The organism is Reyranella sp. (assembly GCF_017305915.1).
Taxonomy (GTDB): domain Bacteria; phylum Pseudomonadota; class Alphaproteobacteria; order Reyranellales; family Reyranellaceae; genus Reyranella.
In genome coordinates, this window is the sequence record NZ_JAFKJN010000006.1 from 1 (window position 1) to 22805 (window position 22805).

Sequence of the window (22805 nt, forward strand, 5' to 3'; positions counted from 1 at the left end):
CGCTGCCGGCAAGAAGCCCAAGGTCGCCATCGTCGCCGTCATGCGTAAGCTCATCGTCACCCTCAACGCCATGAGCCGACACAACCTCCCTTGGCAGCCTGCCGGCGCTTAGGCCAAAAGACAGTTGCTCCCCATATGAATGGGGAGGGATTGCCGAGTATTGTCGCGCCATGCCCTCCGTTACCGAGACGACGACCATCCCCTCGCCGGCCGACAAGGTCTGGCCCTTGCTGCGCGATCCGGTGCTGGTGGCGTCGTGCATTCCCGGCGCCACGCTGGCGCCGGACCAGGGCGACGGCCAAAAGGACGGGATGTGGCGCGGCTCGGTGCGGGTCAAGTTCGGCCCGACCGTCGCGGTGTTCCGCGGCGAGGCGAGCCTCGCCTTCGACGACACCACGCGCACCTGCACCATCGAAGGCCGAGGTATCGACGGCCGCGGCGCCTCGCGGGCGCTCGCCTCGGGCACGGTCAAAGTCTCCGGCACCGACATCACCGCGCTCGCGGTCGACGGCAGCTTCTCGGTGAGCGGTCCGCTCGAGACCTTCGCCAATGCCGGCGGCGTCCACGTCGCGCGCGCCCTGCTCCAAGAGTTCTCCGCCAACATGGCGAAGAAAGTCGCCGAGCAGACTGCTGAGGTTCCGCACGTCGAGGCCACTCCGCTTGCCGCGCCGCCGCCCGCGACGGCACCATCGCCTCCGCCGCCGGCGGCCGAGATCAGCGGTTTCGGCCTTCTGTGGCGGGCGTTCCTGTTCTGGTTGCGAGGAAAGCGATGAGCAGCAAGCTGAAGGTTTCCGACATGCTGGCCCGCGCCTTCGCGGCCGAGGGCGTCGATCACCTGTTCACCCTGATGGGCGACGCCAACATGTACTGGTCGACGGCGATGGCCGAGCTGCCGGGCATGAAGGTGGTGCATGCCCGCCACGAGCACTGCGCCGTGGCGATGGCCGACGGCTACGCCCGCGCCACCGGCAAGGTGGGCGTCGCCTCGACGACCTGCGGCCCGGGCTTCACCCAGATCATGACGGCGCTCACCATCGCGGCGCGCGGCAACGTGCCGATCGTGGTGTTCGCCGGCGATTCGCCGCTCGCCGCCGCGTGGTACCTGCAGCAGATCGACATGGCGCCGCTGGCGCTGGCCTGCGGCGCGCACTACGTCGCGGTCAAGCACATCGACCGCCTGCTCGACAACGTGCGCGAGGCCTTCCTGGTGGCGCAGCTCGAGCAGCGGCCGGTGGTGCTGAGCGTGCCGATGGACCTGCAGAAGCAGGCCTGGCCGCACCTCACCGACTACACGCCCTCCGCCGATCTGGCGCCCGCGGCGCAGCGGCCGGTGCCCGATCCGGCGATCGTCGACAAGGTCGTCGACATGATCGCCGAAGCGGAGAAGCCCATCCTGATCGCCGGCCGCGGCGCGATCCTGTCGGGCGCCGCGCAGGCGCTCGAGGCTCTCGCGGCCGAAGCGGGCGCGCTGACGGCGACGTCGCTGCTCGGCAAGGGCCTGTTCGACGGCAATCCCTACGCGCTCGACATCGCCGGCGCCTTCGCGAGCGACTTCGCGCGTGAGCGCTTCGCCGAATCGGACCTGGTGATCGGCGCCGGCGCGGCGCTCGGCCACTACACCACCGAGGGCGGCTACCTCTATCCCAGCGCGCGCACCATCCAGATCGACACCAACCCGCGCGGCCTGTGGCAGGGCCTGCGCACCGCCGACCTGCATGTCCGCGCCGACGCAAGAGCCGCGGCCGAGGCGATCGTGGCGCGCCTGAAGCAGCGCGGCGTCAAGCGCGCCGGCTTCCGCACCAACGAGATGGCCAAGCTGATCGCGGGCGATTCGCCCGATTCAAAGGAATTCCCGGTGCAGCCCAACACCGTCGATCCGCGAAAAATAGTTGTCGAGCTCGACAACGTGGTGCCGAAGGACTGGGAGGTCGTGGTCGGCGCCGGCCATTACTTCAGCATGGTGATGACCCACATGAAGGGCCGGCCAGCCGAGCGCTATCATGTGGTCAACGATTTCGGCGCGATCGGCTCGGCGCTGCCGGCCGCCATCGGCATCGCCGCGGCCAAGGGCGACGGCAAGGTGCTGCTGGTCGAGGGCGACGGCAGCCTGATGATGCACGTGCAGGAGCTGGAGACCGTCCGCCGCCAGGGCATCCGCATGCTGATGGCGATCATGAACGACGGCGGCTACGGAGCCGAGGTCCACAAGTTCCGCGCGAATGGAATTACGGCCAAGGAGGCCATCCACGGCCGCGGCGATCTTGCCGCCGCCGCCACCGGCTTCGGCCTGCGCGGTGCCTCCGTCACGCAGCCCGGCCGGATGGCGCCGCTATTCAAGGAGCACCAGGGCGCCAACATCGGCACGGTGTGGGACGTGCATATCGACGATCTCATCCCGTCACGGGCGTATCGGCGGGTGCATTACGGCGAGGCGTGAGCCCCGCTCGCCGGATCAGCGTCGCAGGTCCGCAATGCCGAGTTCTTCCCACATCCATCTCACGTCGTAGGCGGCGATCGGGGAATCCGGCGCCTGTTGTGCAGCGTAGTTCTCGAGGAGCTTGAGCCAGCCGACCAGTTTCTCGCGGCCCTTCTTCGTTTTCGCAGCCTTGCGCGGGGTCACGTTTCCCAGCATCGGTACTGGCTCGTCGAGAAGATTGCGATAGTGGCGTTCCATGGCGTCGTGAAGGATGGCGCTCTCTTCCTCCGGCGAGAGACCCGACGACGGGATGGGCGCCTCGACCGCCGGCCGGGATGCCATCATCTCCGCCACCGTCCTTGACTCGACGACCGGCTCTCCGACGAACGTGCCGATGACGGGATCGAGCAAGGCCCGCCCCCTTTGAGCGCGCTGCGGTGAGTTCGTCTCCAGCTTGAGCGCGTCGGCGTCCAGCTCGACCTCTCCCATGTTGACGGAACCGTCCGCGAGGGTCGAAACGAAGGTTTGGGCGCCTTCGGGCGCTTTACCGGCCGGGCGCGACGCCGGCGCGACCCAGGTCCAGCGGTTCTCGTCCGTCCGACGCAACTCCGGGATTGCCGTCAGCCCGGCTTCGAGCGCTTCGCGGTCGGCGCCTTCCTCCAAGGGATAGCGAACGGTCGTGAAGGCGATCTCCTCGCCGTCGCTGTTCGACAGGGCGGGCAGTCGGGGATTGAGCGTGCGCTCGAGAACATCGTCCAGCCAGACATTGGTGAACAGAAACGCGCCGCGGCGGAGGATTTCCGTGTCGAGCATGAAGGGATCAACCTTTGCGCCGCCATGCCGTTCCCGCGCCAGCTCGAGGGCTTCGGGGCAGGCATCCGCCTTGAGCTCGGCAAACCCCTCGCGAATCTCTTCCGCCAGCTCGTGGCTGAACGGCAGGACGCCGCCCGCCATCTCGACCCTCGGTCCCACCCGGACGATGCGCGCAGCGAGCCGATCCCATGGCTTCAGGCTACGCGTGCCCATTTTCTCGCTGACGCGCACCGGCTCCCCGCCGCGCAGCAGGTCGCGCGCCAGGAACGACTGGTCGCGCACGATGTCGCTCACCTCGTACAGGCTCATGACCGAGGAGCGCAGCGCCGCGATGTAGCGTTTGTTGGGGACGCTCTCCTTCCAGCCGCGCCTTTTCAGGTAGTCGTCGACGATGTTGCTGCCGTCGTCGAGATCGGACGCCAGGAAGTCCTCGAAGACGCATCCCCATACGACGGCCGCCCGCTGATCGCCGATGACGTCGGCCAACCCGTCGAGCGCGATGCCTGCCGACTGGCAGGGTGGCACCAAATGCCGCTCCAGCAAGTCGTCGAACGGCTCCTGCCACTCCTCGCGGGAGAGCCACCTCGTCAGGCCAGAGAGGGCGGTCGCGCTTGCCATGACCCAGCCTCCCTCTCCGGAAAACCGGGATCAAGCGGAAGCTTTCCACGATGTCGCGCCTTCCCGCTTCCCGCGCAAACGCGCGTCTCCACGATGCTACCTCATCCCGGCGCAACCAGTCAGGCGGCTTCGCGGTCGCCCAGGCGAATGATCTGAGCCCGTTTGCCTTTGGGCCGGACGACAATCTCGACCTCGCAGCCGGCGGCCCTGAGGAAGCGCATGATCCGTTCGATCGAGTAGTTGGCGAACTGGCCTCGCAGAAGCCGCGACACGTCGGGTTGAGCCATGCCCATGACCTTGGCGGCGTGGGCCTGGGTCCATCCCTCACGGTCGACGATATGCTTGAGCTCGCTCACGAGCTCGGCTTTGGCCAGGTGATCCTGGGCATCGTGGAACCAAGATCCTCGAAGACATTCCCGCCGCCACGCGTTGCCCGACGGTCACGTGGGTTTGGCATCTGATGCGCCATTCGACCTCAAACATAGCGATTTTGCTATAGACATCACGGCATGCCCGACAGCAAGGAATTCCCGGTGCAGCACGGCGAGGCCTGACGGCCTCTCAGAACCCGATCGCGCGACGATAGTTGGCAAGGATGGCCCCGCCCTCCGCGCCCATGGCGTCGGTCCAGCGCCGGACGTCCGGTTCGGCCGCCTTGCGCAGCGCAGGCAGGACATCGGCCGGAGGCTCGGACACCAGGACGCCCCGGTGGGCGACCTCCTGCTGGTCGCGGCGCACGAACGCTCTGATCCGGCGCCACAGGTCAGCCTCGATCTCGCGGCCAACGGCAACGAGAGCCTCACGCTGCGCCCCGGTCAGGGCCTCGACCATCTCCCGGTTCGCCGTCAGGAAGGTGAGCTGCTGGGCGAAGAAGACTTCGGTGACGCAGGCGAACTCGCGAGCCAGCACCTCGCTGGGGATGTAGCCGCCGGACAGGACCACCTCGGCTTCGGTATAGGCGGCGCGCTCCGCCCCCAGCCGGGCGAACAGCTCCGCCCATCCGGCACCGGCATAGGATGTCGCGTCCAGCGCGAACCGGGTGCCGCGAAGATCGCCGGCCGAGCGCAGGCGAAAGGTGCTCCACAACGCCGCCGGCCGCCACGGTTCTGTCGCGAGCAGGATCTGGCCGTGTCGCGCCAAAGCAGCGGCGTAGGCCGGCCGCGCGATGCGCAACAGCACCTCGGCCTCATCGAAGGTCGCGGCGAGCATCGGCACGGCGGACAAGCCGAGGACGGGTTCGTCCGTCGCGAACGCCGGCGCATAGTAGGATGCGAGGGCCGAGGCTCTGCCGATCGCGGCGAAGGGCATCGTGGGCGGCTGCTCGGCCACTACGACCTGGGAAAGTGCCTGGGAAAAGCGCGGCCGCCTTGTCGACGAGCAGCTGCGCCGCCGTCGCCCCCAGGGTCTGGGAGGAATAGCAGGTCAACTCCAGCCGTCTGGCCTGGGATTGGGATTGGGCCTGGGCGCGGCCCGCAAGCAACGCGGCCGGCAATGCTGCGAAAAGCACTCTGCGACGCATGATCAGCAGAGGCATTGCAAACAGCGTGCCGGTCAATGTGTCAAACGATAGCGACATCGGCTATCCTCACGGTGCGTGTTTTCGTGCGTCGATACCCGGCGGCAACGCCGTTCGGTCAACGAGCATCCGTCCAGGCCCTTCAGCCCAGGAGAAACCGCATGCTCTCCAAGGAAGAGAACGACCTTCTCACCCGCACCGGCCCCGGAACGCCGATGGGCAATGCGATGCGGCGTTATTGGGTCCCCGCCTGTCTGTCGAGCGAGATCGGCGAACCGGACGGTGCGCCGGTGCGCGTCAAGCTGATGGGCGAGGAACTCGTCGCCTTCCGCGACACCGAGGGACGCATCGGCCTGGTCGAGGAGTATTGCCCGCATCGCGGCGTGTCGCTCTACTTCGGGCGCAACGAGGAGTGCGGCCTGCGCTGCGTCTATCACGGCTGGAAGTTCGACGTGACCGGCGCCTGCGTCGATCAGTTGAACGAGCCGGAGGAGCATCAGTTCAAGCACAAGGTACGGCTGACGGCTTATCCGACCTGCGAGCTCGGCGGCATCGTCTGGGCATACCTCGGGCCTGCCGAGAAGATTCCGCCTTTGCCGAAATTTGCCTGGACCCAGGTGCCGCAAACCCGGCGCCACGTCACCAAAGTCATCGAGGAATGCAACTACCTGCAGGCGCTCGAAGGCGGCATCGACACCTCGCACGCGCCGATCCTGCATCGGCTGCTGACCGACACCTCGACCCGCGGCGGCATCAAGCCGTCAAATCCGTTCGTGCGCGGCAAGGCGCCGATCCTGCGGGTCGACCTGACCGACTACGGCTATCTCTACGCCGGCGTGCGGCCGCTCGGCGATTCGGAGATCCATGTCCGGACCTATCACTTCATCATGCCGTTCCACCAGATCCGCCCGTCGCGCTCGGAAAGCGGATTGCCGACCGATGCCGGCCACATCTGGGTGCCGATCGATGACCACACCTGCGTGGTCTACAACTGGATCTACAGCACCACCGAGGCGCCGCTGACCGCGGGGGACCGGCTCGAACGCAGCCTCGGCAACGGCCCGTTGCATGTCGACCCGAAGACCTTCCGGTCGCTGCAGAACCGGACGAACAACTATGGCCTCGACCGTGCGATCCAGAAGACCGAGAGCTACAGCGGCATCGACGGCATCAACCAGCAGGACCGTGCCCTGCAGGAAAGCATGGGCCGGATCGTCGATCGCAGCCGCGAGCATCTCGGCCCGGCCGACAAGGCGATCATCCAGGCGCGCAAGCTGTTGCGCGAGGCGGTGAAGGCCGTCGAGGCCGGCAGCCAGCCGGTCGGCACCGGCACCAGCTACTACACGGTCAAGGCCGGCGAGAACGTCTTCGCGCGCGATGCCGATTGGCACCGGGCGTTGGCGCCCGACATCACCAAGGACAGGATCTTGCAGACCGTGTAGGGCGGATTTCGCCAGAGATTTCGTCGGGGCCCGATCTCGTCTAGGGTTTCCTCCACCCCATAAGAGGAGCCGTCGTGAACGCTGCCGCCGCCACCATGACACCTCTTCATGAGGCATGGGCGGCCTTGCAGCCTAGACTGAAGATATTGGACCCAGTGCAGTTCTCCCCCGACCAGTGGTCTCTCATCGAATGCATGCATGCAAAGTTCAATGATCGCGAAGCGCATACTTACTTGCCCATACCAATTGCCCGCTTTCGCGAAGCTGCGAAGAAGACGATCTACGAACACGCGAAGCAATTCGACGACGTCAAAACGGAATACGTCGATGACAGGTGGTTCGTAGAAAAATTCGTCAACGGAACTCCCGACACGATGGCGAACTTCGTGCGCCTCTGTAACGACGATGTCGATGCAATGATGGGCGTGCTCGTTCCTTCAGCGCGCTATCGCAAAGGGCACTATGCGTACGGCAAATTCACGGTGCCCCAACCGCATGGTCTGCATACCGACCACAGCGCAGAAGATCGAGGCGCCGCGGGAGAACCGATCTGCATCGCCAGGATCGAGACTCTGGGGACGCACTGCGTTGCCGGTGACTACAAGGCGCATGACCCTGAAACGCAGGGCATGCTCAAGGCTCTGAGGTATTGGATTGCCGTTCCCGAGGGTCAGCCGGAAGACATCTTCGATGAACTGTTGAAACGGGGAGCGCTCAAAACCATCCCGGTCAATCACGTCATGCTGATGGTCGCCGGGAACGGTTCACCGAATGCCCAGATCACGCAGCATATCGCCGCCAGGCCGCCCGACGGCGGGCTGCATTCGGCGTTCTTTCAGAGGCAATACAAGCTCACCTAGAATCCGTCGATTCAGGCGGTGGCCTTCCGCCCCGTGGACGTCGATTTCGCCCTTGCCGAATCTCGTCTAGGGTCTCCCCAGACCATAGAGAGGAGACACCCGTGAACGTCCACGTCGCCGCCCAGTCCAAGGCTGGCTCGAAGCCCAAGCGCCCCGACCTCGAGGCCGAGCTGAACAACCTCGCCATGTCGAAGGAGTCGCAGCCGCTGTTCGACGCGGTCAAGGCGCATATCGACGAGAACGTGGCGCCGATGATCGAGGAGTTCTTCAAGCTCGGCGAAGGCCGCAAGGAGCGCTGGAGCTGGGCGCCCGGCCAGCTCGAGCTGCTGGAGAAGGCCAAGGACAAGGCCAAGAGGGCCGGCCTGTGGAACTTCTTCCTGCCGACCTCGGAGATCGGCCGCGGGCTGACCAACCTCGACTATGCCTACATCGCCGCCGAGCTCGGCAAGTATCCGCTGGCCTCCGAATCGCTCAACTGCTCGGCCCCCGACACCGGCAACATGGAGGTGCTGGAGCGCGTCGGCACACCCGAGCAGAAGGAGAAGTGGCTGAAGCCCTTGCTCAACGGCGAGATCCGCTCGGCCTACGCCATGACCGAGCCTGGCGTCGCCTCCTCCGATGCCAAGAACATCGCCACGCGCGCCGAACTGGACGGCGACGAATGGGTGATCAACGGCGAGAAGTACTACATCTCCGGCGCCGGCGATCCGCGCTGCAAGATCATGATCGTCATGGTCAAGACCAGCCCCGACGCCTCGCCGCAGTTCCAGCAGTCGCAGATCCTGGTGCCGATCGGCACGCCCGGCCTCGAGATCGTGGGCCCGATGACCGTGTTCGGCCACGACCACGCACCGCGCGGCCACATGCACCTGCGCTTCAAGAACTGCCGCGTGCCCGCCGCCAACATCCTGCTCGGCGAGGGCCGCGGTTTCGAGATCAGCCAGGTCCGGCTCGGCCCCGGCCGCATCCATCACTGCATGCGCTCGATCGGCGCCGCCGAGAAGGCGATCGAGCTGATGGTCAAGCGCGGCGCCACCCGCACCGCCTTCGGCAAGCCGATCATCCAGCTCGGCAAGAACCTCGAGCTGGTGAGCCGCGCCCGCATCGAGATCGAGGCGATGCGCCTGATGGTGCTCAAGGCCGCCAAGGCGATGGACGTGCTGGGCAACCGCGAGGCCCGCGTCTGGGTCAGCATGGTCAAGGCGATGGTGCCGGAGAAGGTCTGTCTGATCATCGACCAGGCGATCCAGATCCACGGCGCCACCGGCATCTCGCAGTGGTCGCCATTGTCGGAGATGTACGTCAACCAGCGCCACCTCCGCTTCGCCGACGGGCCGGACGAGGTCCATCACATGGTGGTCGGGCGCGCCGAAATAAGCCGGCACTAATAGAAAGGCACCTGACGAGGCGCGCAAACGGCACGGTGCGAGCTACGCTCGCGCCAGGAACTCCGCCGCCAGCAAAGCCCACTCCTCCTCGAGCGCCACGGCGCCGTCGGGCATCGGCTTGCCGGCGCGGCTGTACCAGCCGCCGGCATTGCGCAGGTCGCCCTCCTGGCGGTGCAGATGAGCGTGCACCCAGTTGACGTCGTCCTGGTCCTCGTGGCCCTGGCAGACCCGGTGCGCGGCGTCCCAGTTGCCCTTGGCCAGCCACCACAGCGCCTGCAGCGCCGGCGCGACCTCGGGCGGTGCGTCGGCGGAAAGGCTGCTGCGAAACGCGTCGATCGTCTTCATTTCAGCCTCCGTTGCACCGCGATCCTGCCGCGCCGGTCGACACAATGGCAAGCCATGAGCACGCCATTCGTCGCCGCCCTGCTGATGCTGATCAACGCCTCGCGTGCCGACGCCGCCGTTCGGAATCGGCCACGCCTGCTCCATCGCGGTGGAGTTGTTCGGCGGGTAGAGCGCCACCCTCCCCTGTGGATGGAGAGGGTTTTTGGAGTCTTATTATGGGCGATGGACCGCGACTCTCGGCGCGGATTCCGGGCCTTTTCCTCGCGTCCATTGCCCTTATTAGGTCCACGCGCGCGGGCGGCTTATCCTGCGGCAACCATGCAGAACTTCACCCCATACATGACCGACCGCCCACCACCATCGCCAAGAAAAGAATCTCGCGCGCGGGGCGCGGGGATGCTCCCGAACTCCGGACTTTGCCGTAAAAAGCTTGTGCCATCGGCATCGAACGAGTCCGAAGCGCCCGGACTCGGCGGACTTCCAGCCCATCGGCAAAGCCGGTAGGAGGGAAGCCCGTGGACGCCGCTTTCCTCGCCGACTGGCTCAATCTCGTGCTGCGCTGGGCGCATCTGATCGTAGGCATCGCCTGGATCGGCGCCTCGTTCTACTTCATCTGGCTGGACAACCACCTGCACGCGCCGCTCGACCCGGCCGACGCCGACAAAGGCATCGGCGGCGAGGTCTGGGCCGTCCATGGCGGCGGCTTCTACACCGCCAAGAAGTTCAAGGTCGCGCCCGCGACGCTGCCGCCCGAGCTGCACTGGTTCATGTGGGAAGCCTACTCGACCCTGATCACCGGCTTCCTGCTGCTGGTGCTGGTCTACTGGCACGGCGCCGAGGTGGCGCTGATCGATCCCGCGGTGATGCCGCTCGACAAATGGGAGGCGATCGCGATCAGTGCCGCCTTCCTGGTCGCCGGCTGGCTGGTCTACGACTGGCTGTGCCGCTCGGCGTTCGGCGACGACGAGGCCGTGCTGGGCGGGCTGGTGGCGTTGTACTGCGCAATCGCCGCCTGGGCGCTCTGCCACATCTTCTCCGGCCGCGGCGCCTACCTGCATTTCGGCGCCATGCTCGGCGTGATCATGGTACTGAACGTCTACTTCGTGATCATCCCGGGCCAGCGCGAGCTGGTGAAGGCCAAGCAGGAAGGCCGCACGCCCGACCCCAGGTACGGCCTGATGGGCCGCCAGCGCTCGGTCCACAACACCTATTTCACCCTGCCCGTGCTGTTCACCATGATCAGCAACCACTACGCGGGCCTCTACGGGCATGAGTGGAACTGGGTGCTGCTGCTGATGATCTCGGTGGCGGGCGCGCTGATCCGCGTCTGGTTCGTGCAGCGTCACAAGGGGCAGCAGGATCCGCTGGTGCTGGCGGCCGGGCTGGTGATGCTGGCGCTGACGGCGATCGTGTCGCTGCCGCGGCCGGCGGTCGATATCGGCCCGCCCGCCGCGTTCACCGAAGCGAAGCCGGTGTTCCAGGCGCGCTGCCAGCCCTGCCACGCCACCAAGCCGACGCAGGAAGGCTTTGCCACCCCGCCGAAGGGCGTGGTGCTGGAGACCGAGACGGAGCTGCGCGGCCGCGCCGGCATGATCAACCAGCAGGTCTGGGTCACGCGGGTGATGCCGCCGGGTAACCTGACGAACATCACCGAGGCCGAGCGCCGGCTGATTGCGCGCTGGGTCAAGGGCGGCGCACAATGAGCGCCATGATCTCGCGCCAGTTTGGAGGCGGAAGGGGACCGCTGCCGTGGCGCCGTCTGATCACGGCGGCGCTCGCTGCCTTTGCGATCTTCGTCTACTGGACCCATGTCGAGGAGCGCGGCCAGCGCCTCGACCGGCGCGACATCGCCGCCGCTCCGGCGGCCGAGGCGCGGGACCGCGCCAATATCGGCTTCGTCGACGAACGGCGGCTCGAGGAGCACTACCGCAAGCACGGCGCGGAGTTCGGCACCATCACCCGGCACGACTACCTGCGCCAGGCCCAGCTGCTGCGCGACGCGGCGGTCGGCGGGCCGGTGTTGCAGACGGTGCGGGCCGACGGCGTCACCACCCGGTTCGACCGCCAGACCGGCGCCTTCATCGCCTTCAACCCCAACGGCACGATCCGCACCTTCTTCAAGCCCAACGACGGCGAGCGCTATTACCGGCGGCAGGCCGAGCGGGGCGCCGAATGAAGCCACCGATACCGATGGGCCCGCCGGACGTGAGCGAGCTGCGCGACCTGATCGACCAGTGGTCGGAGCTCGCTGCCGAGCTGGAGCGCAACGACTACACCTTCGACCTCGACAACTGGCGCAACGACGTCGACGTGCGCGAGCTGATCCTCGAGGCGCTGCCGATGTTCAGCCGCGAGGAGATGGGCGACCACGCGCTGAAGCTCGACGATGCCGACAAGGCGTTCCAGGCCAACACGCGGCCGTTTCGCCGCTGCGTCTGGGGCCACGGCACGCAGCGCAAGGAGAAATGGACCCCGGAATCGAACTGGTGGTACTTCCGCAGCCCGCGCCGCTCCAACGCGCAGCTCGAGGACGAGTTGGCAACCGTACGATGACCGACAGGATTCTGGTGGAGCGCAACGGTCCGGTGACGACGATCGTCATCAACCGCCCGAAATCCAAGAACGCGCTCGACAACGAAGCCGCGCACGGCCTCGCCGATGCGCTGAAGGCCTTCGAGGCCGATGCCGACGCGCGCGTCGCCGTGCTGACCGGCGCAGGCGGTGCGTTCTGCGCCGGCGCCGATCTCAAGGAGCTGGGCGGCGGCACCGACTACTTCCCGTGGGCCGGCAGTGCCGACGGGCCGTTGCGCAGCACCCTGTCGAAGCCGGTGATCGCCGCGGTCGAAGGCCATGCCTGCGCCGGTGGGCTGGGCGTCGCGCTGTTCTGCGACATCCGCATCGTCGACGACACGGCGGTGTTCGGCGTGTTCTCGCGCCGCTGGGGCGTGCCGATGAGCGACGGCACCACCGTGCGGCTGCCGCGCATCGTCGGTCAGGGCCGTGCGCTCGACATGTTGCTGACCGGCCGCGCCGTCGGCGCCGACGAGGCTGTTGCGATCGGGCTCGCCACGCGCAAGGTCGCGCGCGGCACGACCCGCGCCGAAGCGGAGAAGCTCGCGGCGGAGATCGCGGGATTTCCGCCGATCGCGATGACGTCGGACCGTCAGTCGGCCTACGAGAGCTTCGACCGCGACCAGGCCCACGCGATCCAGCGCGAGATGGAGCTGTCGCTCGAGGCGCGCCGCCGCGAATCGCAGACCGGCGCGGCGCGCTTCGCATCGGGCGAAGGCCGGCACGGATCGTTCGAGAGGAAGTGAGAATGCGCGCGTTGGTGTGTCATGCGTACGGGCCGATCGACTCGTTGAAGCTCGAGGACGTCCCCAAGCCGGCGCCCGGCCCCGGCGAAATCCTGGTCAAGGTCGGCGCCGCCGGCGTCAGCTTCGCCGCGATGCTGGGCGTCCAGGGCAAGCACCAGAACAAGCCGCCGCTCCCCTTCGTGCCCGGCAACGAGATCGCCGGCGAGGTCGTGGCGCTGGGCGACGGCGTCACCACCCTCGAGGTCGGCCAGCGCGTCGCCACCGGCGGCAGCCGCGGCGGCTTCGCCGAGTTCTGCACCACCATCGCCGCCAACGCGATCCCGATCCCCGACGGCCTGCCCTACGCCGAGGCGACCAACTTCCCGACGCTCTATCCGACCGCCTACGGCGCGCTACGCTGGAAGGCCAACCTGCTGCCGGGCGAGGTGCTGCTGGTGCATGGCGCGGGCGGCGGCTCGGGCCTGACCGGCATCGAGGTTGGCAAGGCGATGGGCGCGGTCGTGATCGCCTCGGCCGGCGGCGCCGACAAGCTCGTGGCCGCCAAGTCGGCCGGCGCCGATCATCTGATCGACTACCGCAAGGAGGACCTGCGCGCGAAGGTGCTGGAGCTGACCGGCGGCCGCGGCGCCGACGTGATCTACGACCCGGTCGGCGGCGATGCCTTCAACGCCTCGCTGCGCTGCATCGCGCCCGAGGGCCGCCTCATCCCGATGGGATTCGCCAGCGGCACGATCCCGCAGATCCCGGCCAACATCCTGCTAGTCAAAAACGTGACGGTGATCGGCTTCTACTACGGCTACTGGAACGGCTGGGGCGGCAAGACCGAGCCGTCGCCCAAGGAGGCCGCCGCGCTGGCGCAGCGCCGCGCCATGGTGATGGCGGCGCAGGACGAGATGATGCGCTGGTACACCGAGGGCAAGCTGAAGGCGCTGGTCGCGGGCTCGTACGACCTCGCCGACTGGGTGAAGGCCTTCAAGCTGATCGAGGACCGCGCCGTCGTCGGCAAGGCCGTGCTGGTGCCGTAGGTGCCAGAGGGGTGGCGGGAAGTGAGAAGAATCGCTGAAAACCCTTATGGAATGGGCATCGAAGGCTTCCCACGCGGGTGGGAAGTTGGTGGGAAGCCCGTGGGAAGCGCTCCCTAGAGCATATTCCGTTCGGCTGGAATCAGCCGAACGGAATATGCCTGCTGCAACAACACCCCCCGTGCGCGCATTTCCGAGCAGATGGAACCGCTCGCGGGTCCATCTGCTCGGAAATCGCTCTAGGACCGGGTCAGGATCGGCCAGAAGCCGGCCAGCATCGTCGCCAGCAACGCGGCGCCGATCCAGCCCATGCCGGCGACCGACACGCCGGCGAAGATCACCAGCCACCACAGGACGACGCCCAGCACGTAGCCGCCGTCGATCTTGGCCGGCTTGTCGCGGCTCGCCACGGTGCGCGCGAAGTGGCGCTTGATGTCGAGCGCGACGTCGAGCGGATCCTTGTCGAGCCGCATCTCAGATGTTCCCGAAGTCGCCGCCGCGGCCCTTGCCGGAGGCGAAGCGCGCCGCGCCCTTCTGGGCTTCGGCCAGCAGCGCCGGCATGCCCAATCGGGCCTCGTTGGTGAGTGCCTCGCGCTGCTCGAGGGTCCATTGCTCGTAGGACGAGCGGCGATCCGAGCGAATGCAGACCTGCGGGAACTTCGCGACCTGCTCGGCCAGTGCCTTGGCCTCGGCCAGCGCCTGGCCCTCCGGCACCAGCCGGTTGGCGAGGCCCCAGTCGAACGCCTCGCGCGCGCCGACCTCGCGGCCAGTCAGGATCATGTCGAGCGCACGGCTGTGGCCGATCAGCCGCGGCAGCCGCACCGTGCCGCCGTCGATCAAGGGCACGCCCCAGCGCCGGCAGAACACGCCGAACTTCGCCGTCTCCGACGCCACCCGCAGGTCGCACCACAACGCGAGCTCGAGCCCGCCCGCGACCGCATAGCCTTCGACCGCGGCGATCACCGGCTTGGTGAGCAAATGCCGCGTCGGCCCCATCGGGCCCGCCGCCTCGGGATTGAAGACCGGCGTGCTGCTGCGCCCGGCGACCGCTTTGAGATCAGCGCCAGCGCAGAAGGTGCCGCCGCGGCCCGTCAGGATCGCGACCGATTGCGCCTCGTCCTGGTCGAAGGCGAGGAAGGCTTCGCGCAGCAGCCCGGCCGTCTCGGGATCGACCGCGTTGCGCGCTTCCGCGAAGCGATCGATCGAGACGACGGTGGTAGAGCCTTCCTTCTCAACCGCGACCTTGGCCATAGCTAGCGTCCCTGCATCATCCTGAGCGGCGTGTAGACCAGCACGGTCTCGCCGCGCTGGGTCTTCACCTCGTTGGTCGTGCGCACCAGCGCGCGCGTCGGGTTCTTGGAGGTCGGCTTGATCTCCGTCACCTCGATCTCGACATGGATGGTGTCGCCCACGTAGGTCGGCCCCTTGATGTCGAAGCCCATCGACAGGAAGGCGAGCCCGGTCCCCTGCAGGGTGGTCGGGATCACCAGCCCCTCGGCCATCGAATAGACCAGCGCGCCCGGCACGGGATGCCCACCGCGCATGGGTGCATGCCCGGCGATGTATTCCTTGTTGGTGAACAGCTCCTCGGAAAAGCCGCAAAGCGTCACGAAGTTGAGGAGGTCGGCCTCGAACAGCGTCCGGCCGTAGGTGGTGAACTTGTCGCCGATCGAAAGATCGCGCCAGTTCCAGCCTTCACCGAGCTGCTTCATGGATTGCTTCACAGGGACCGGCTCTCAGTGCGCATGCTCGTGCGGCTCGGCGCCCTCGCGCAGCTCGAAGACCCGGCTGCAATAAGGGCATTCGACCCGCCCTTCGGCGCCGAGATTGAGGTAGATTTTGGGATGCCCCAGCGGGCCACCGCCGCCGTCACAGGCAACGCGGTCGGTGTCGACGGTGATGGTTTCGAAAGGCTCGGTCACGATTCCTGGTCTCCTTGGACGCCGGCGGATGATAGCCGCCGCCCTCTCTCCGGTCATGCTCGGCGCATGCTCCCCGACGGTGGTTCCGGCGGGCGAGAGGGCGACGATCCCCTACCTGACGGCGGACAAATATGTCGCGGCCGACGGCACCGTCCTGCCGCTCGCGGTCTGGCCGGCGGCCGACAAGGCGGCCCCCCGCACGGTGATCCTGGGTTTGCACGGCTTCGGCGACTACCGCGACGCCTTCGACGAGCCGGCCAAGGTCTGGTCCAAGCACGGCATCGTCACCTACGCCTACGACCAGCGCGGCTTCGGCAAGAGCCCGAGCCGTGGCCGCTGGCCCGGCACCGAGACCCTGGTCGGCGATGCGCTGGCGGTCGCAGCCCTGGTGCACGAACGCCATCCCGGCGTGCCGTTCTACCTGGTGGGCGAGAGCATGGGCGGCGCGGTGGCGCTGGTCGCCGCCGACCGCGGCCTCGTGGCCGACGGGCTGGTGCTGAGCGCGCCCGCCCTGCGCGGCCGCGAGGAGATCGGGCCCCTCGCCAGCGCCGGCCTGTGGTTCTTCGCCCACACCATCCCGTGGCTGCCGGCCGGCCCGACCTCGATCGACTTCAAGCCGACCGACAATCCCAAGACCCTCGAGAAGCTGCGCAACGATCCGCTGATGCTGCGCCAGCCGCGGGTCGACATGGGCTACGGCCTGGTCGACCTGATGGACGCCGCGCGCGATTCGGCCGAGCGCATCCGCCTGCCCTACCTGATGCTGCACGGCATGGGCGACCGGCTGGTGCCGACGGCCGCGATGAAGACCGCCATCGAGGTCATGCCGGCGCGCAAGGATTCGCGGCTCGGCTTCTACAAGGAAGGCTATCATCTCCTGATGCGCGACAAGCAGGGCCCGGTGGTGGCCGCCGACATCGCCGCCTGGATCGCCGATCACCGGGCTCCGCTGCCGTCCGGCGCCGACGCCGAGCGCTCGCAGCCCAAGCTCGCCGCGCTGTGGGGGACCCGACGATGACGCGTTGTCTTTTTCTGGCGGCCGCCGCGCTCTGCGCCGTGCCCGTCGTGGCTCAGGCGCAGGACGACAAGCTCAAGGCGCGCTGCAATCAGCTCTACGCGATGGCCGATCGCGCGCTGTCGCGCCGCGGCGAAGGCGGTGGCGGACCGAACATGATCGTGCAGAGCGCCGGCATCGACTGCCAGAAAGGCCGCTACGAACAGGGCATCCGCGATCTCGAGAAGGTGCTGCGCGCCCAGGGCTACACGGTGCCGCCGGCCCCTTAGATCGGATACGCCCGCGCAGCCTCACCGATCGGTCGGCTGGCAGTCCACGTTCGGCGAGAACAGGCCGCGCGTGCCGCGGTCCTCGAAGCTCGGGGGCGCTATCAACAGCCCTTGGGCCGTGGCGACGGGCACGCCCGACCGGTATGTCGGGCTCAAATAGGCGCGCAACGGCACGAACATCGAGCACTCATGATTTTCGGAGAACCCCAGCGCCCGGACGTCGAGGCGTTGGCGGTCCATCCATCGGGCGCCCCAGTAGAGCTGGGGCATGAGCGCAACAAGCATCGCCGCCAGCGCCGCAATCGGCCGCAGGTGCGATCCTGCAACGAAGACGAGCGGCACGAGAACGAACGGAATGAACAACAGATAGAGGCCGTAGAGCTCGTTGAAGATCCAGACGATGCTGAACAGCAGGATGACGCCCGACGCGGCGCACCCGACGAACAGCAGGCCCAGCCTGAGGGCGACCGCCTTTTCACGTCGCGCCACCAGCACAGCCAACGCCAGCAAGGAGGCGAGCGCGACGAAGTTGAGCCCGTCCGCGGCCGGCGCCAGCAGCCATCCCGTCCCTTCCGCCATCTGCCAGAGATACGTCGCCGGACTGAATTGGCCCTGGCCAAAGCCGATGACGTGACTGGCCGTGTGGCCGAAGGCAAGACGAACCACCAGCCAGCTCGCAACCGCCGCGGCAACGATCAGCGCCGCGAGGGCGAGACGGTGAAACAAGCGGGGTGGAAGGATCGCGACGATGAAAGCCCCGGCGCCCACGAACGCGAGCGCCATGCTGTGGGCGAGAGGGAGCGCGGCGCCCAGCGCCAGCATCGGCACGATGGAGGTGGACCGGCCGAGCGCGTACGTCCAGACCGCGCCGAGGTAGAACGGCAACAGCGTGTAGAGGAGGTTGTGGCTCGTCACGTCTCTTTGATTGACGGTCGCAAACAGCGCGATGAAAGCGGCCAGCGCGATGGCATGCGCCCCGAATCGCCGGCCTTCCGGAAAATCGACGATGAGTCGCGCAAAGTGGACCCACCCTGCGGCCTGAAGAACGATCAGGACGCCGTCGGCCAGGACGACGGTCGAGGCCGCCGGGCCAAGGACGACGATCCAGAGGCCCAGATACAGGGGATAGAGCGGAGGCCAAGAGACGATCGGGGTGCCGGAGAAGTAGCTGTAGGTCCCGCGTTCCGCCAACGAAACCGAACCTTGCCAAAGAGCCCAGCCGTCGACGGTCAGACCCAATCCCTTCCAGTGCAGCAGGACGAAGCACGCCAACGCGAGAGCCGGGGCACTCGCGTCACGGAGCGTCCACTTCATCGATCTCTCGTTCGCGGACGAAGCCGTCCGACGACCGGCATCCCGGCCGTTCGGTCACGCACGAGCCCGATGTGGCGCCCCAGGAAGAGGATCATGAGCAGCGCCAGCAGGAAATCGACCGCACGCATCAGGCTCAGCCAATTCATCCGCCCCTCCGAGACCGCGACACGGGCGCCCACGGGAAGCGGCCCGAGAATCAGGTCCTCGCCGCAGGCGCGCGGCCGAATGAGGATACCGTTGGCGACATAATCGACCAGCCCCACGGGTCCGTGGCGGACCAGGAAATAGGGAGCCTTTGCCTCGACGCCCGCCTGGAGGTCCCGGTAGGAGACACGGGCGGCCGCCGATACTTCGCAGTCCGTCGTGGTCCTGTCGTACCGCGGCCAATACTCGCGAACGCCCCAGATACCGCCGTCATAGCGGTCGAAGTTCTGAAGGACGTAGCGGTCCTCCCGCCATTCTCGGCCCAGCGGCGCTTCCGGGTGCGGCGTAGACTGGACCAGCACGAACGTCATGGTCATGACGCCCAGGGTGGCGACCGTTACGAGGCCTCTCGGGCTGGTTTCGCGGGCTTCACGCAGGCCGACGACAAGAGCCGCGAAGAGAATGAACGCCACCGGCAGGGCCAGGCGCCAGACGAACAGCGAGAGATCGAGGGTGGGGATATGGCTGGCGACCGGCGCCAAGGGACGCGTCTCGAGCGCGGTCGCGACAGCGGCGATCAGGACCGGCAGCCAGAAGCGCTTGGACAGCCGGTTCCCCGTCAGGAACGCAACCATGACGACCGCCAGGGGCAGCCAGAGGCCGATCGTACGGATGTGCTGTATTCGCAGCATGTCCGGGATCGTCAGGAAGGAATCCGCGAATTTTACAGGCAACGCCTGCGGTCCCAGGATCGCGCCCTGCCAAATGGCCTGCGGCAACCAGAACGGGATGCCCAGCAGGATCGCCGCCAGCAGCGCCGGCAGGGTGCGCCTGGCCACCCCCAGCACCATCAGGCCGGACAGGCACCAGACCGCGAGAGCTTCGGCGACCAGGCTCTGCGCGAGCACGATGGGGTGACCGCAGATCTGCAGGAAGAGGAAGAATGTCAGCCAGCGTCCTCCGTCCGGCCGCAGCGCGCTCGCAACGACCCAGGGCATGAAGATGTAGACCCAGACCTCGCCGAGCGAGGCACGGGAGCACCACAGCGAAAAGACGTAGTTGGCGGAAATGAAAAGTATGGCGGCCGTGAAGAAGCGCGTGCGCGACTGACCCGAGGGTCCGACCACCGACAACAGGACGTGGACGCCGATCGCCATGATCAGGAAGAGCAGCACCATCCAGATCTTGAAGGCATAAGCTGCCGAGAAGCCCAGGAGGTCCAACACGACAGGGACGACGTAGGAGGCATGCCCGTAGAAGACGAAAGTGGGAACGCCCTCGCCCGTGGTCGGGCTGCTGAGGAAGGCACTGTAGGAATTCGTCCGAACCTGGTCGGCGAGAGCGGCGATCCTGTAGATGTGGGTGTAGCTGTCGTCGCCCCACGAGAACGCAAAGCTGACGACGATCGCGCCGATGATGCACCAGAACGCCTGCGGCGCTCGATCGCGCCACAGGAGAACCACTGCGGCGATCACGCCTGCGGCAACGCCGACGAAATAGAGGCCATACCAAAACGGGTATTCGTTTGCGATTTGGCCATGCGCGGCCAATATCGCCCCAAGCCTATCGGCCAGTAGCGCCCACACCCTGCAATCCCCTGTCCCGAGTCTCGGCCCCCGCCGAGCGCTGTCCCGGGCGCGATATAGCACGGATCATCGTCATTCTGCGGCTACATCTGGACGCCACCCCGACTGCAATTGGCGCTGGGAAAGTGGCTGCCTGCGGGGGCTAGCCGACCACCGCGGTCGACTCGATCTCGACCAGCAGGCCCGGAACGGCGAGCGCGCTCACCGCCACCAGCGTCGAGCTGACCACCGAGCTCTTGAGCACCTTGGCCAGCGCCGTCGACACCGCGCCCATGTCGCGGATGTCGGTGACGAAGATGGTGAGCCGCACCAGGTCCTTCAGCGTCGCGCCGCCCGACTTCAGCGCGGCCTCGACCTTGCGCATGGTGACGACCGTCTGCTCGGCGGCATCCTTGCCCTGCACCCGGCCCTTGGCATCGAGCGAGGTGGTGCCCGACACGAACACGAACGGCCCGTTCTTCACGGCGCGGGCGTAGAAGCCCGCCACCTCGGTGCCGTCGCGGATCACTTGCTTGGCCATGAATGACTCCCCGGCTGGAATTGGGCTATGCCCATAGCATGCCCGCCGCCGCCTACCGAACCGCGCCCTACCGAACGGCTATCGTGACCGGCGCCAGTCGCGGTATCGGCGCCGCCACCGTCCGGCGGCTGGGCGAGCTGGGGCTGGCGGTGCATGCGGTGGCGCGCTCGGCCGAGCGGTTGCGCGCGCTGGCAAAGGAGACCGGCTGCATGCCGGTCGCGCTCGACATCGCCGACCGCGCCGCGGTGCTGGCGGCGCTCGGCCCGATCGAAGCCGACGTGCTGGTGAATAACGCCTCGCCGCTGGTGCGCTCGGCGCCGCCTTGGGAGACGGCGCCCGAGGACATCGACGCCTTGGTCGACGTCAATATCCGCGGCGTCCTGAACGGCCTCGCCGCCGTGGTGCCCGGCATGAAGCAGCGCAAGCGCGGGCACATCGTCAATCTCGGCTCGATGGCCGGCACCTGGGTCTTCCCGGGCATGCCGGTCTACGCCATGACCAAGGCGGCGATCCACAGCCTCAGCCACACCCTGCGGCTCGACCTGCATGGCAGCGGCGTGCGGGTCAGCGAGATCGCGCCCGGCCGGGTCGAGACCGGCGCGCACCTCGCCCTGTTGCCGGACCGCGAGGAGGGCCGTCGCCGCTTCTACGAGGGCTACGACAGCCTGCTGGCCGAGGACATCGCCAACGCCATCGCCTTCGTGCTGTCGGCGCCGCAGCGCATGGATGTGAGCTTCATGGAGATCGTGCCGACCGATCAGAGCTACGGCGGCTCGCAGTTTCATCGCCGGACGCCATGACGATCACCAATCTCGCCGCCATCCTCGATCCCGACGCGCCCGACGATCGCGACTTCATCATCCAGCTCTCGCCCGAAGCGGAGGAAGAACTGCGCCTCTCCTGGGGCGAGGCCCGGGCCCGCGTCGGCGGCCTGGCGCGTGGGCTGCTCCGACGCGGACTGAAGCACGGCGACGCCGTCGCCATCGTCGCGGCCAACAGCGCCGACTACCTGGTGCTCTATATGGCGACCATGGCGGCGGGCCTGGTCTCGGTGTGCGTCAACCACAAGCTGCCGCGCGAGACGGTGGCGCACATCATGACGGACTCGGGCGTGAAGCTCGCCGTGGCCGACGACGAGCGTGCCCCGCTGGTCCGCGAGCTGGTGCCGACGCTCGCCCTGGCCGATCTCGAGTCGTTGATCGATCCCGGCGCGTTCACGCCGGTCGAGATGAAGTCCGAAGAGACCGCGATGGTGCTCTACACCTCGGGGTCGACCGGCCTGCCAAAGGGCGTGCCGCTCAGCCATGGCGGCTATGTCTGGGCGACCACCTGCACGCCCGAGCAGCGGCCGGCGATCGAGGGCAAGGCCGTGATCATCGCCGCGCCCTTGTTCCACATGAACGGCCTGTTCAGCGCCAAGCTGGTGATGGCTTACGGCGGCACCATCGTGCTGATGACCGGCTTCACGGCGAAGGGCTACATCCGCGCCATCGAGCGCCATCGCGTGTCGATGGTCACCTCGGTGCCGACCATGCTGGCGCTGGTGATGCGCGAGGCCGAGGCGCTGGTCACCGCCGACCTCAGCTCGGTCACCACCGCGGTCACCGGCTCGGCGCCCTCGACGGCAGAGTTCTTCGAGCAGATGCACCGGCTGTTCCCCAACGCCGAGACGGCCAACAGCTGGGGCACGACCGAATCGGGGCCGATCGCCTTCGGCCCGCATCCCGACGGCGTACCCAAGCCGCCGAGTGCGCTCGGCCATCCGCGCAAGGGCATCGAGGTCAGGCTGGTCGATGGCGACGCCCATCAGGGCGTGCTGCACATCCGCACGCCGGCGCTGATGAGCGGCTACTACAACCGCGAAGCCGACACCCGAAAGCGCCTGATCGACGGCTGGTACGACACCGGCGACGTCATGCGCCGCGATGCCAACGGCTTCTACTCCTTCGTCGGCCGCGCCGACGACATGTTCCAGTGCGGCGGCGAGAACGTCTATCCCGGCGAGGTCGAGAAGCTGCTCGGCCGGCATCCCGACGTGGCGCAGGTCTGCGTCGTGCCGGTAGCCGACGCGATCAAGTACCAGCTGCCGGTCGCCTTCGTGGTACCAAAGCCCGGCACGACGCCGAGCGAGGATGCGCTGCGCCGCTTCGCGCTCGACAACGGGCCAGCCTATGCCCATCCGCGGGCGGTGTGGTTCGTCGCCGAGCTGCCGCTCGCCGGCACCAACAAGATCGACCGCAAGGCGCTGGTCGAGCGCGCGGCGGCTTCGTACAAACGCGAGACACGCCAGGTCTGACG

The 22805-nt window shown here is 67.5% G+C and carries 25 protein-coding genes and 1 pseudogene; 15 read left to right on the forward strand and 11 right to left on the reverse strand.

Annotation, left to right across the window (positions count from 1 at the left end):
* The 3 genes and pseudogenes from J0J01_RS01995 to J0J01_RS02005 all read left to right on the forward strand — a co-directional run.
* A pseudogene (locus J0J01_RS01995) lies at positions 1-112 on the forward strand (IS110 family transposase); the annotation flags it as partial.
* Between the two features lie 58 nt (positions 113-170).
* Entirely contained in the window at positions 171-773 is a 603-nt protein-coding gene (locus J0J01_RS02000; RefSeq protein WP_296378475.1) for an SRPBCC family protein, read from the forward strand.
* Positions 770-2437 (forward strand): thiamine pyrophosphate-binding protein, encoded by a 1668-nt coding sequence (locus J0J01_RS02005; protein ID WP_296378476.1) that lies wholly within the window; start codon positions 770-772, stop codon positions 2435-2437. Before J0J01_RS02000 ends, J0J01_RS02005 begins: the two co-directional genes overlap by 4 nt.
* A 15-nt stretch (positions 2438-2452) precedes the next feature.
* Here the strand turns inward: J0J01_RS02005 and J0J01_RS02010 are convergent, their stop codons facing one another.
* The 3 genes from J0J01_RS02010 to J0J01_RS02020 form a co-directional block, all read right to left on the reverse strand.
* Complete coding sequence (locus tag J0J01_RS02010) at positions 2453-3847, reverse strand: hypothetical protein (RefSeq protein WP_296378477.1); 1395 nt, start codon at positions 3845-3847, stop codon at positions 2453-2455.
* A gap of 119 nt (positions 3848-3966) precedes the next feature.
* Positions 3967-4203 (reverse strand): helix-turn-helix transcriptional regulator, encoded by a 237-nt coding sequence (locus J0J01_RS02015; protein ID WP_296378478.1) that lies wholly within the window; start codon positions 4201-4203, stop codon positions 3967-3969.
* A gap of 205 nt (positions 4204-4408) precedes the next feature.
* A complete protein-coding gene (locus J0J01_RS02020) occupies positions 4409-5155 on the reverse strand; it encodes a hypothetical protein (protein WP_296378479.1) in 747 nt (248 codons plus the stop codon).
* Positions 5156-5524: 369 nt separating this feature from the next.
* Here J0J01_RS02020 and J0J01_RS02025 point away from each other — a divergent pair, with 369 nt between their 5' ends.
* The 3 genes from J0J01_RS02025 (at position 5525) to J0J01_RS02035 (ending at position 9053) form a co-directional block, all read left to right on the forward strand.
* The gene (locus tag J0J01_RS02025) at positions 5525-6805 is read left to right on the forward strand and encodes a Rieske 2Fe-2S domain-containing protein (RefSeq protein ID WP_296378481.1); all 1281 of its coding nucleotides are present in this window, start codon (positions 5525-5527) and stop codon (positions 6803-6805) included.
* Positions 6806-6879: 74 nt separating this feature from the next.
* Complete coding sequence (locus tag J0J01_RS02030) at positions 6880-7665, forward strand: hypothetical protein (RefSeq protein WP_296378482.1); 786 nt, start codon at positions 6880-6882, stop codon at positions 7663-7665.
* A 185-nt stretch (positions 7666-7850) separates the two neighbouring features.
* On the forward strand, positions 7851-9053 hold the full coding sequence (locus J0J01_RS02035; RefSeq protein ID WP_296378790.1) for an acyl-CoA dehydrogenase family protein: 1203 nt from the start codon (positions 7851-7853) through the stop codon (positions 9051-9053).
* 42 nt (positions 9054-9095) lie between these two features.
* Here J0J01_RS02035 and J0J01_RS02040 read toward each other — a convergent pair whose 3' ends face one another.
* Complete coding sequence (locus J0J01_RS02040; protein WP_296378483.1) at positions 9096-9398, reverse strand: hypothetical protein; 303 nt, start codon at positions 9396-9398, stop codon at positions 9096-9098.
* A gap of 515 nt (positions 9399-9913) precedes the next feature.
* Here J0J01_RS02040 and J0J01_RS02045 point away from each other — a divergent pair.
* The 5 genes from J0J01_RS02045 to J0J01_RS02065 are packed head-to-tail and all read left to right on the forward strand — an operon-like array spanning position 9914 to position 13740.
* Positions 9914-11101, forward strand: a complete 1188-nt coding sequence (locus J0J01_RS02045) for a urate hydroxylase PuuD (RefSeq protein ID WP_296378484.1) — start codon at positions 9914-9916, stop codon at positions 11099-11101.
* Positions 11098-11574 carry a hypothetical protein gene (locus J0J01_RS02050; RefSeq protein WP_296378485.1) on the forward strand — a complete coding sequence of 159 codons (477 nt, stop codon included), beginning with the start codon at positions 11098-11100 and terminating at the stop codon, positions 11572-11574. Before J0J01_RS02045 ends, J0J01_RS02050 begins: the two co-directional genes overlap by 4 nt.
* The gene (locus J0J01_RS02055) at positions 11571-11951 is read left to right on the forward strand and encodes a hypothetical protein (RefSeq protein WP_296378486.1); all 381 of its coding nucleotides are present in this window, start codon (positions 11571-11573) and stop codon (positions 11949-11951) included. Before J0J01_RS02050 ends, J0J01_RS02055 begins: the two co-directional genes overlap by 4 nt.
* On the forward strand, positions 11948-12715 hold the full coding sequence (locus tag J0J01_RS02060; protein WP_296378487.1) for a crotonase/enoyl-CoA hydratase family protein: 768 nt from the start codon (positions 11948-11950) through the stop codon (positions 12713-12715). The genes J0J01_RS02055 and J0J01_RS02060 overlap by 4 nt, the downstream gene beginning before the upstream one ends.
* Before the next feature lie 2 nt (positions 12716-12717).
* The gene (locus J0J01_RS02065; protein ID WP_296378488.1) at positions 12718-13740 is read left to right on the forward strand and encodes an NADPH:quinone oxidoreductase family protein; all 1023 of its coding nucleotides are present in this window, start codon (positions 12718-12720) and stop codon (positions 13738-13740) included.
* Between the two features lie 236 nt (positions 13741-13976).
* Here J0J01_RS02065 and J0J01_RS02070 read toward each other — a convergent pair whose 3' ends face one another.
* From J0J01_RS02070 to J0J01_RS02085, 4 genes are read right to left on the reverse strand one after another with little or no spacing between them, the layout of a single operon-like run.
* Positions 13977-14210 carry a hypothetical protein gene (locus J0J01_RS02070; protein WP_296378489.1) on the reverse strand — a complete coding sequence of 78 codons (234 nt, stop codon included), beginning with the start codon at positions 14208-14210 and terminating at the stop codon, positions 13977-13979.
* Between the two features lies 1 nt (position 14211).
* Positions 14212-14988, reverse strand: a complete 777-nt coding sequence (locus J0J01_RS02075) for a crotonase/enoyl-CoA hydratase family protein (protein ID WP_296378490.1) — start codon at positions 14986-14988, stop codon at positions 14212-14214.
* Positions 14989-14990: 2 nt separating this feature from the next.
* The gene (locus J0J01_RS02080) at positions 14991-15449 is read right to left on the reverse strand and encodes an acyl dehydratase (protein ID WP_296378491.1); all 459 of its coding nucleotides are present in this window, start codon (positions 15447-15449) and stop codon (positions 14991-14993) included.
* A gap of 24 nt (positions 15450-15473) precedes the next feature.
* Complete coding sequence (locus J0J01_RS02085; RefSeq protein ID WP_296378492.1) at positions 15474-15659, reverse strand: zinc-finger domain-containing protein; 186 nt, start codon at positions 15657-15659, stop codon at positions 15474-15476.
* A gap of 79 nt (positions 15660-15738) precedes the next feature.
* Here J0J01_RS02085 and J0J01_RS02090 point away from each other — a divergent pair, with 79 nt between their 5' ends.
* Both J0J01_RS02090 and J0J01_RS02095 read left to right on the forward strand, forming a co-directional pair.
* Entirely contained in the window at positions 15739-16677 is a 939-nt protein-coding gene (locus tag J0J01_RS02090) for an alpha/beta hydrolase (RefSeq protein WP_296378493.1), read from the forward strand.
* Entirely contained in the window at positions 16674-16943 is a 270-nt protein-coding gene (locus J0J01_RS02095; protein ID WP_296378494.1) for a hypothetical protein, read from the forward strand. Before J0J01_RS02090 ends, J0J01_RS02095 begins: the two co-directional genes overlap by 4 nt.
* Positions 16944-16964: 21 nt before the next feature.
* Here the strand turns inward: J0J01_RS02095 and J0J01_RS02100 are convergent, their stop codons facing one another.
* The 3 genes from J0J01_RS02100 to J0J01_RS02110 all read right to left on the reverse strand — a co-directional run bounded on the left by J0J01_RS02100 (position 16965) and on the right by J0J01_RS02110 (position 20507).
* Positions 16965-18257, reverse strand: coding sequence for a hypothetical protein (locus J0J01_RS02100; RefSeq protein ID WP_296378495.1), 1293 nt, complete (start codon positions 18255-18257; stop codon positions 16965-16967).
* Positions 18254-19987: a hypothetical protein gene (locus J0J01_RS02105; RefSeq protein WP_296378496.1), complete on the reverse strand. Its 1734-nt coding sequence runs from the start codon at positions 19985-19987 to the stop codon at positions 18254-18256. Before J0J01_RS02105 ends, J0J01_RS02100 begins: the two co-directional genes overlap by 4 nt.
* A gap of 142 nt (positions 19988-20129) precedes the next feature.
* Positions 20130-20507: a Rid family hydrolase gene (locus J0J01_RS02110; RefSeq protein WP_296378497.1), complete on the reverse strand. Its 378-nt coding sequence runs from the start codon at positions 20505-20507 to the stop codon at positions 20130-20132.
* A 38-nt stretch (positions 20508-20545) separates the two neighbouring features.
* Here J0J01_RS02110 and J0J01_RS02115 point away from each other — a divergent pair, with 38 nt between their 5' ends.
* Together J0J01_RS02115 and J0J01_RS02120 are read left to right on the forward strand one after the other, a co-directional pair.
* Entirely contained in the window at positions 20546-21307 is a 762-nt protein-coding gene (locus J0J01_RS02115) for an SDR family oxidoreductase (protein ID WP_296378498.1), read from the forward strand.
* Positions 21304-22803, forward strand: a complete 1500-nt coding sequence (locus J0J01_RS02120; RefSeq protein WP_296378499.1) for a class I adenylate-forming enzyme family protein — start codon at positions 21304-21306, stop codon at positions 22801-22803. Before J0J01_RS02115 ends, J0J01_RS02120 begins: the two co-directional genes overlap by 4 nt.
* Positions 22804-22805 lie beyond the last annotated feature (2 nt).

What these genes read in the sequence shown, in the direction of transcription:
- J0J01_RS02000 (WP_296378475.1), top strand. Translation starts at nt 171, where the DNA reads ATGCCCTCCGTTACCGAGACGACGACCATCCCCTCGCCGGCCGACAAG.
- J0J01_RS02005 (WP_296378476.1), top strand. Translation starts at nt 770, where the DNA reads ATGAGCAGCAAGCTGAAGGTTTCCGACATGCTGGCCCGCGCCTTCGCG.
- J0J01_RS02010 (WP_296378477.1), bottom strand. Translation starts at nt 3,847, where the DNA reads ATGGCAAGCGCGACCGCCCTCTCTGGCCTGACGAGGTGGCTCTCCCGC.
- J0J01_RS02020 (WP_296378479.1), bottom strand. Translation starts at nt 5,155, where the DNA reads ATGCCCTTCGCCGCGATCGGCAGAGCCTCGGCCCTCGCATCCTACTAT.
- J0J01_RS02025 (WP_296378481.1), top strand. Translation starts at nt 5,525, where the DNA reads ATGCTCTCCAAGGAAGAGAACGACCTTCTCACCCGCACCGGCCCCGGA.
- J0J01_RS02035 (WP_296378790.1), top strand. Translation starts at nt 7,851, where the DNA reads ATGTCGAAGGAGTCGCAGCCGCTGTTCGACGCGGTCAAGGCGCATATC.
- J0J01_RS02040 (WP_296378483.1), bottom strand. Translation starts at nt 9,398, where the DNA reads ATGAAGACGATCGACGCGTTTCGCAGCAGCCTTTCCGCCGACGCACCG.
- J0J01_RS02050 (WP_296378485.1), top strand. Translation starts at nt 11,098, where the DNA reads ATGAGCGCCATGATCTCGCGCCAGTTTGGAGGCGGAAGGGGACCGCTG.
- J0J01_RS02055 (WP_296378486.1), top strand. Translation starts at nt 11,571, where the DNA reads ATGAAGCCACCGATACCGATGGGCCCGCCGGACGTGAGCGAGCTGCGC.
- J0J01_RS02060 (WP_296378487.1), top strand. Translation starts at nt 11,948, where the DNA reads ATGACCGACAGGATTCTGGTGGAGCGCAACGGTCCGGTGACGACGATC.
- J0J01_RS02065 (WP_296378488.1), top strand. Translation starts at nt 12,718, where the DNA reads ATGCGCGCGTTGGTGTGTCATGCGTACGGGCCGATCGACTCGTTGAAG.
- J0J01_RS02070 (WP_296378489.1), bottom strand. Translation starts at nt 14,210, where the DNA reads ATGCGGCTCGACAAGGATCCGCTCGACGTCGCGCTCGACATCAAGCGC.
- J0J01_RS02075 (WP_296378490.1), bottom strand. Translation starts at nt 14,988, where the DNA reads ATGGCCAAGGTCGCGGTTGAGAAGGAAGGCTCTACCACCGTCGTCTCG.
- J0J01_RS02080 (WP_296378491.1), bottom strand. Translation starts at nt 15,449, where the DNA reads ATGAAGCAGCTCGGTGAAGGCTGGAACTGGCGCGATCTTTCGATCGGC.
- J0J01_RS02095 (WP_296378494.1), top strand. Translation starts at nt 16,674, where the DNA reads ATGACGCGTTGTCTTTTTCTGGCGGCCGCCGCGCTCTGCGCCGTGCCC.
- J0J01_RS02100 (WP_296378495.1), bottom strand. Translation starts at nt 18,257, where the DNA reads ATGAAGTGGACGCTCCGTGACGCGAGTGCCCCGGCTCTCGCGTTGGCG.
- J0J01_RS02110 (WP_296378497.1), bottom strand. Translation starts at nt 20,507, where the DNA reads ATGGCCAAGCAAGTGATCCGCGACGGCACCGAGGTGGCGGGCTTCTAC.
- J0J01_RS02115 (WP_296378498.1), top strand. Translation starts at nt 20,546, where the DNA reads ATGCCCGCCGCCGCCTACCGAACCGCGCCCTACCGAACGGCTATCGTG.
- J0J01_RS02120 (WP_296378499.1), top strand. Translation starts at nt 21,304, where the DNA reads ATGACGATCACCAATCTCGCCGCCATCCTCGATCCCGACGCGCCCGAC.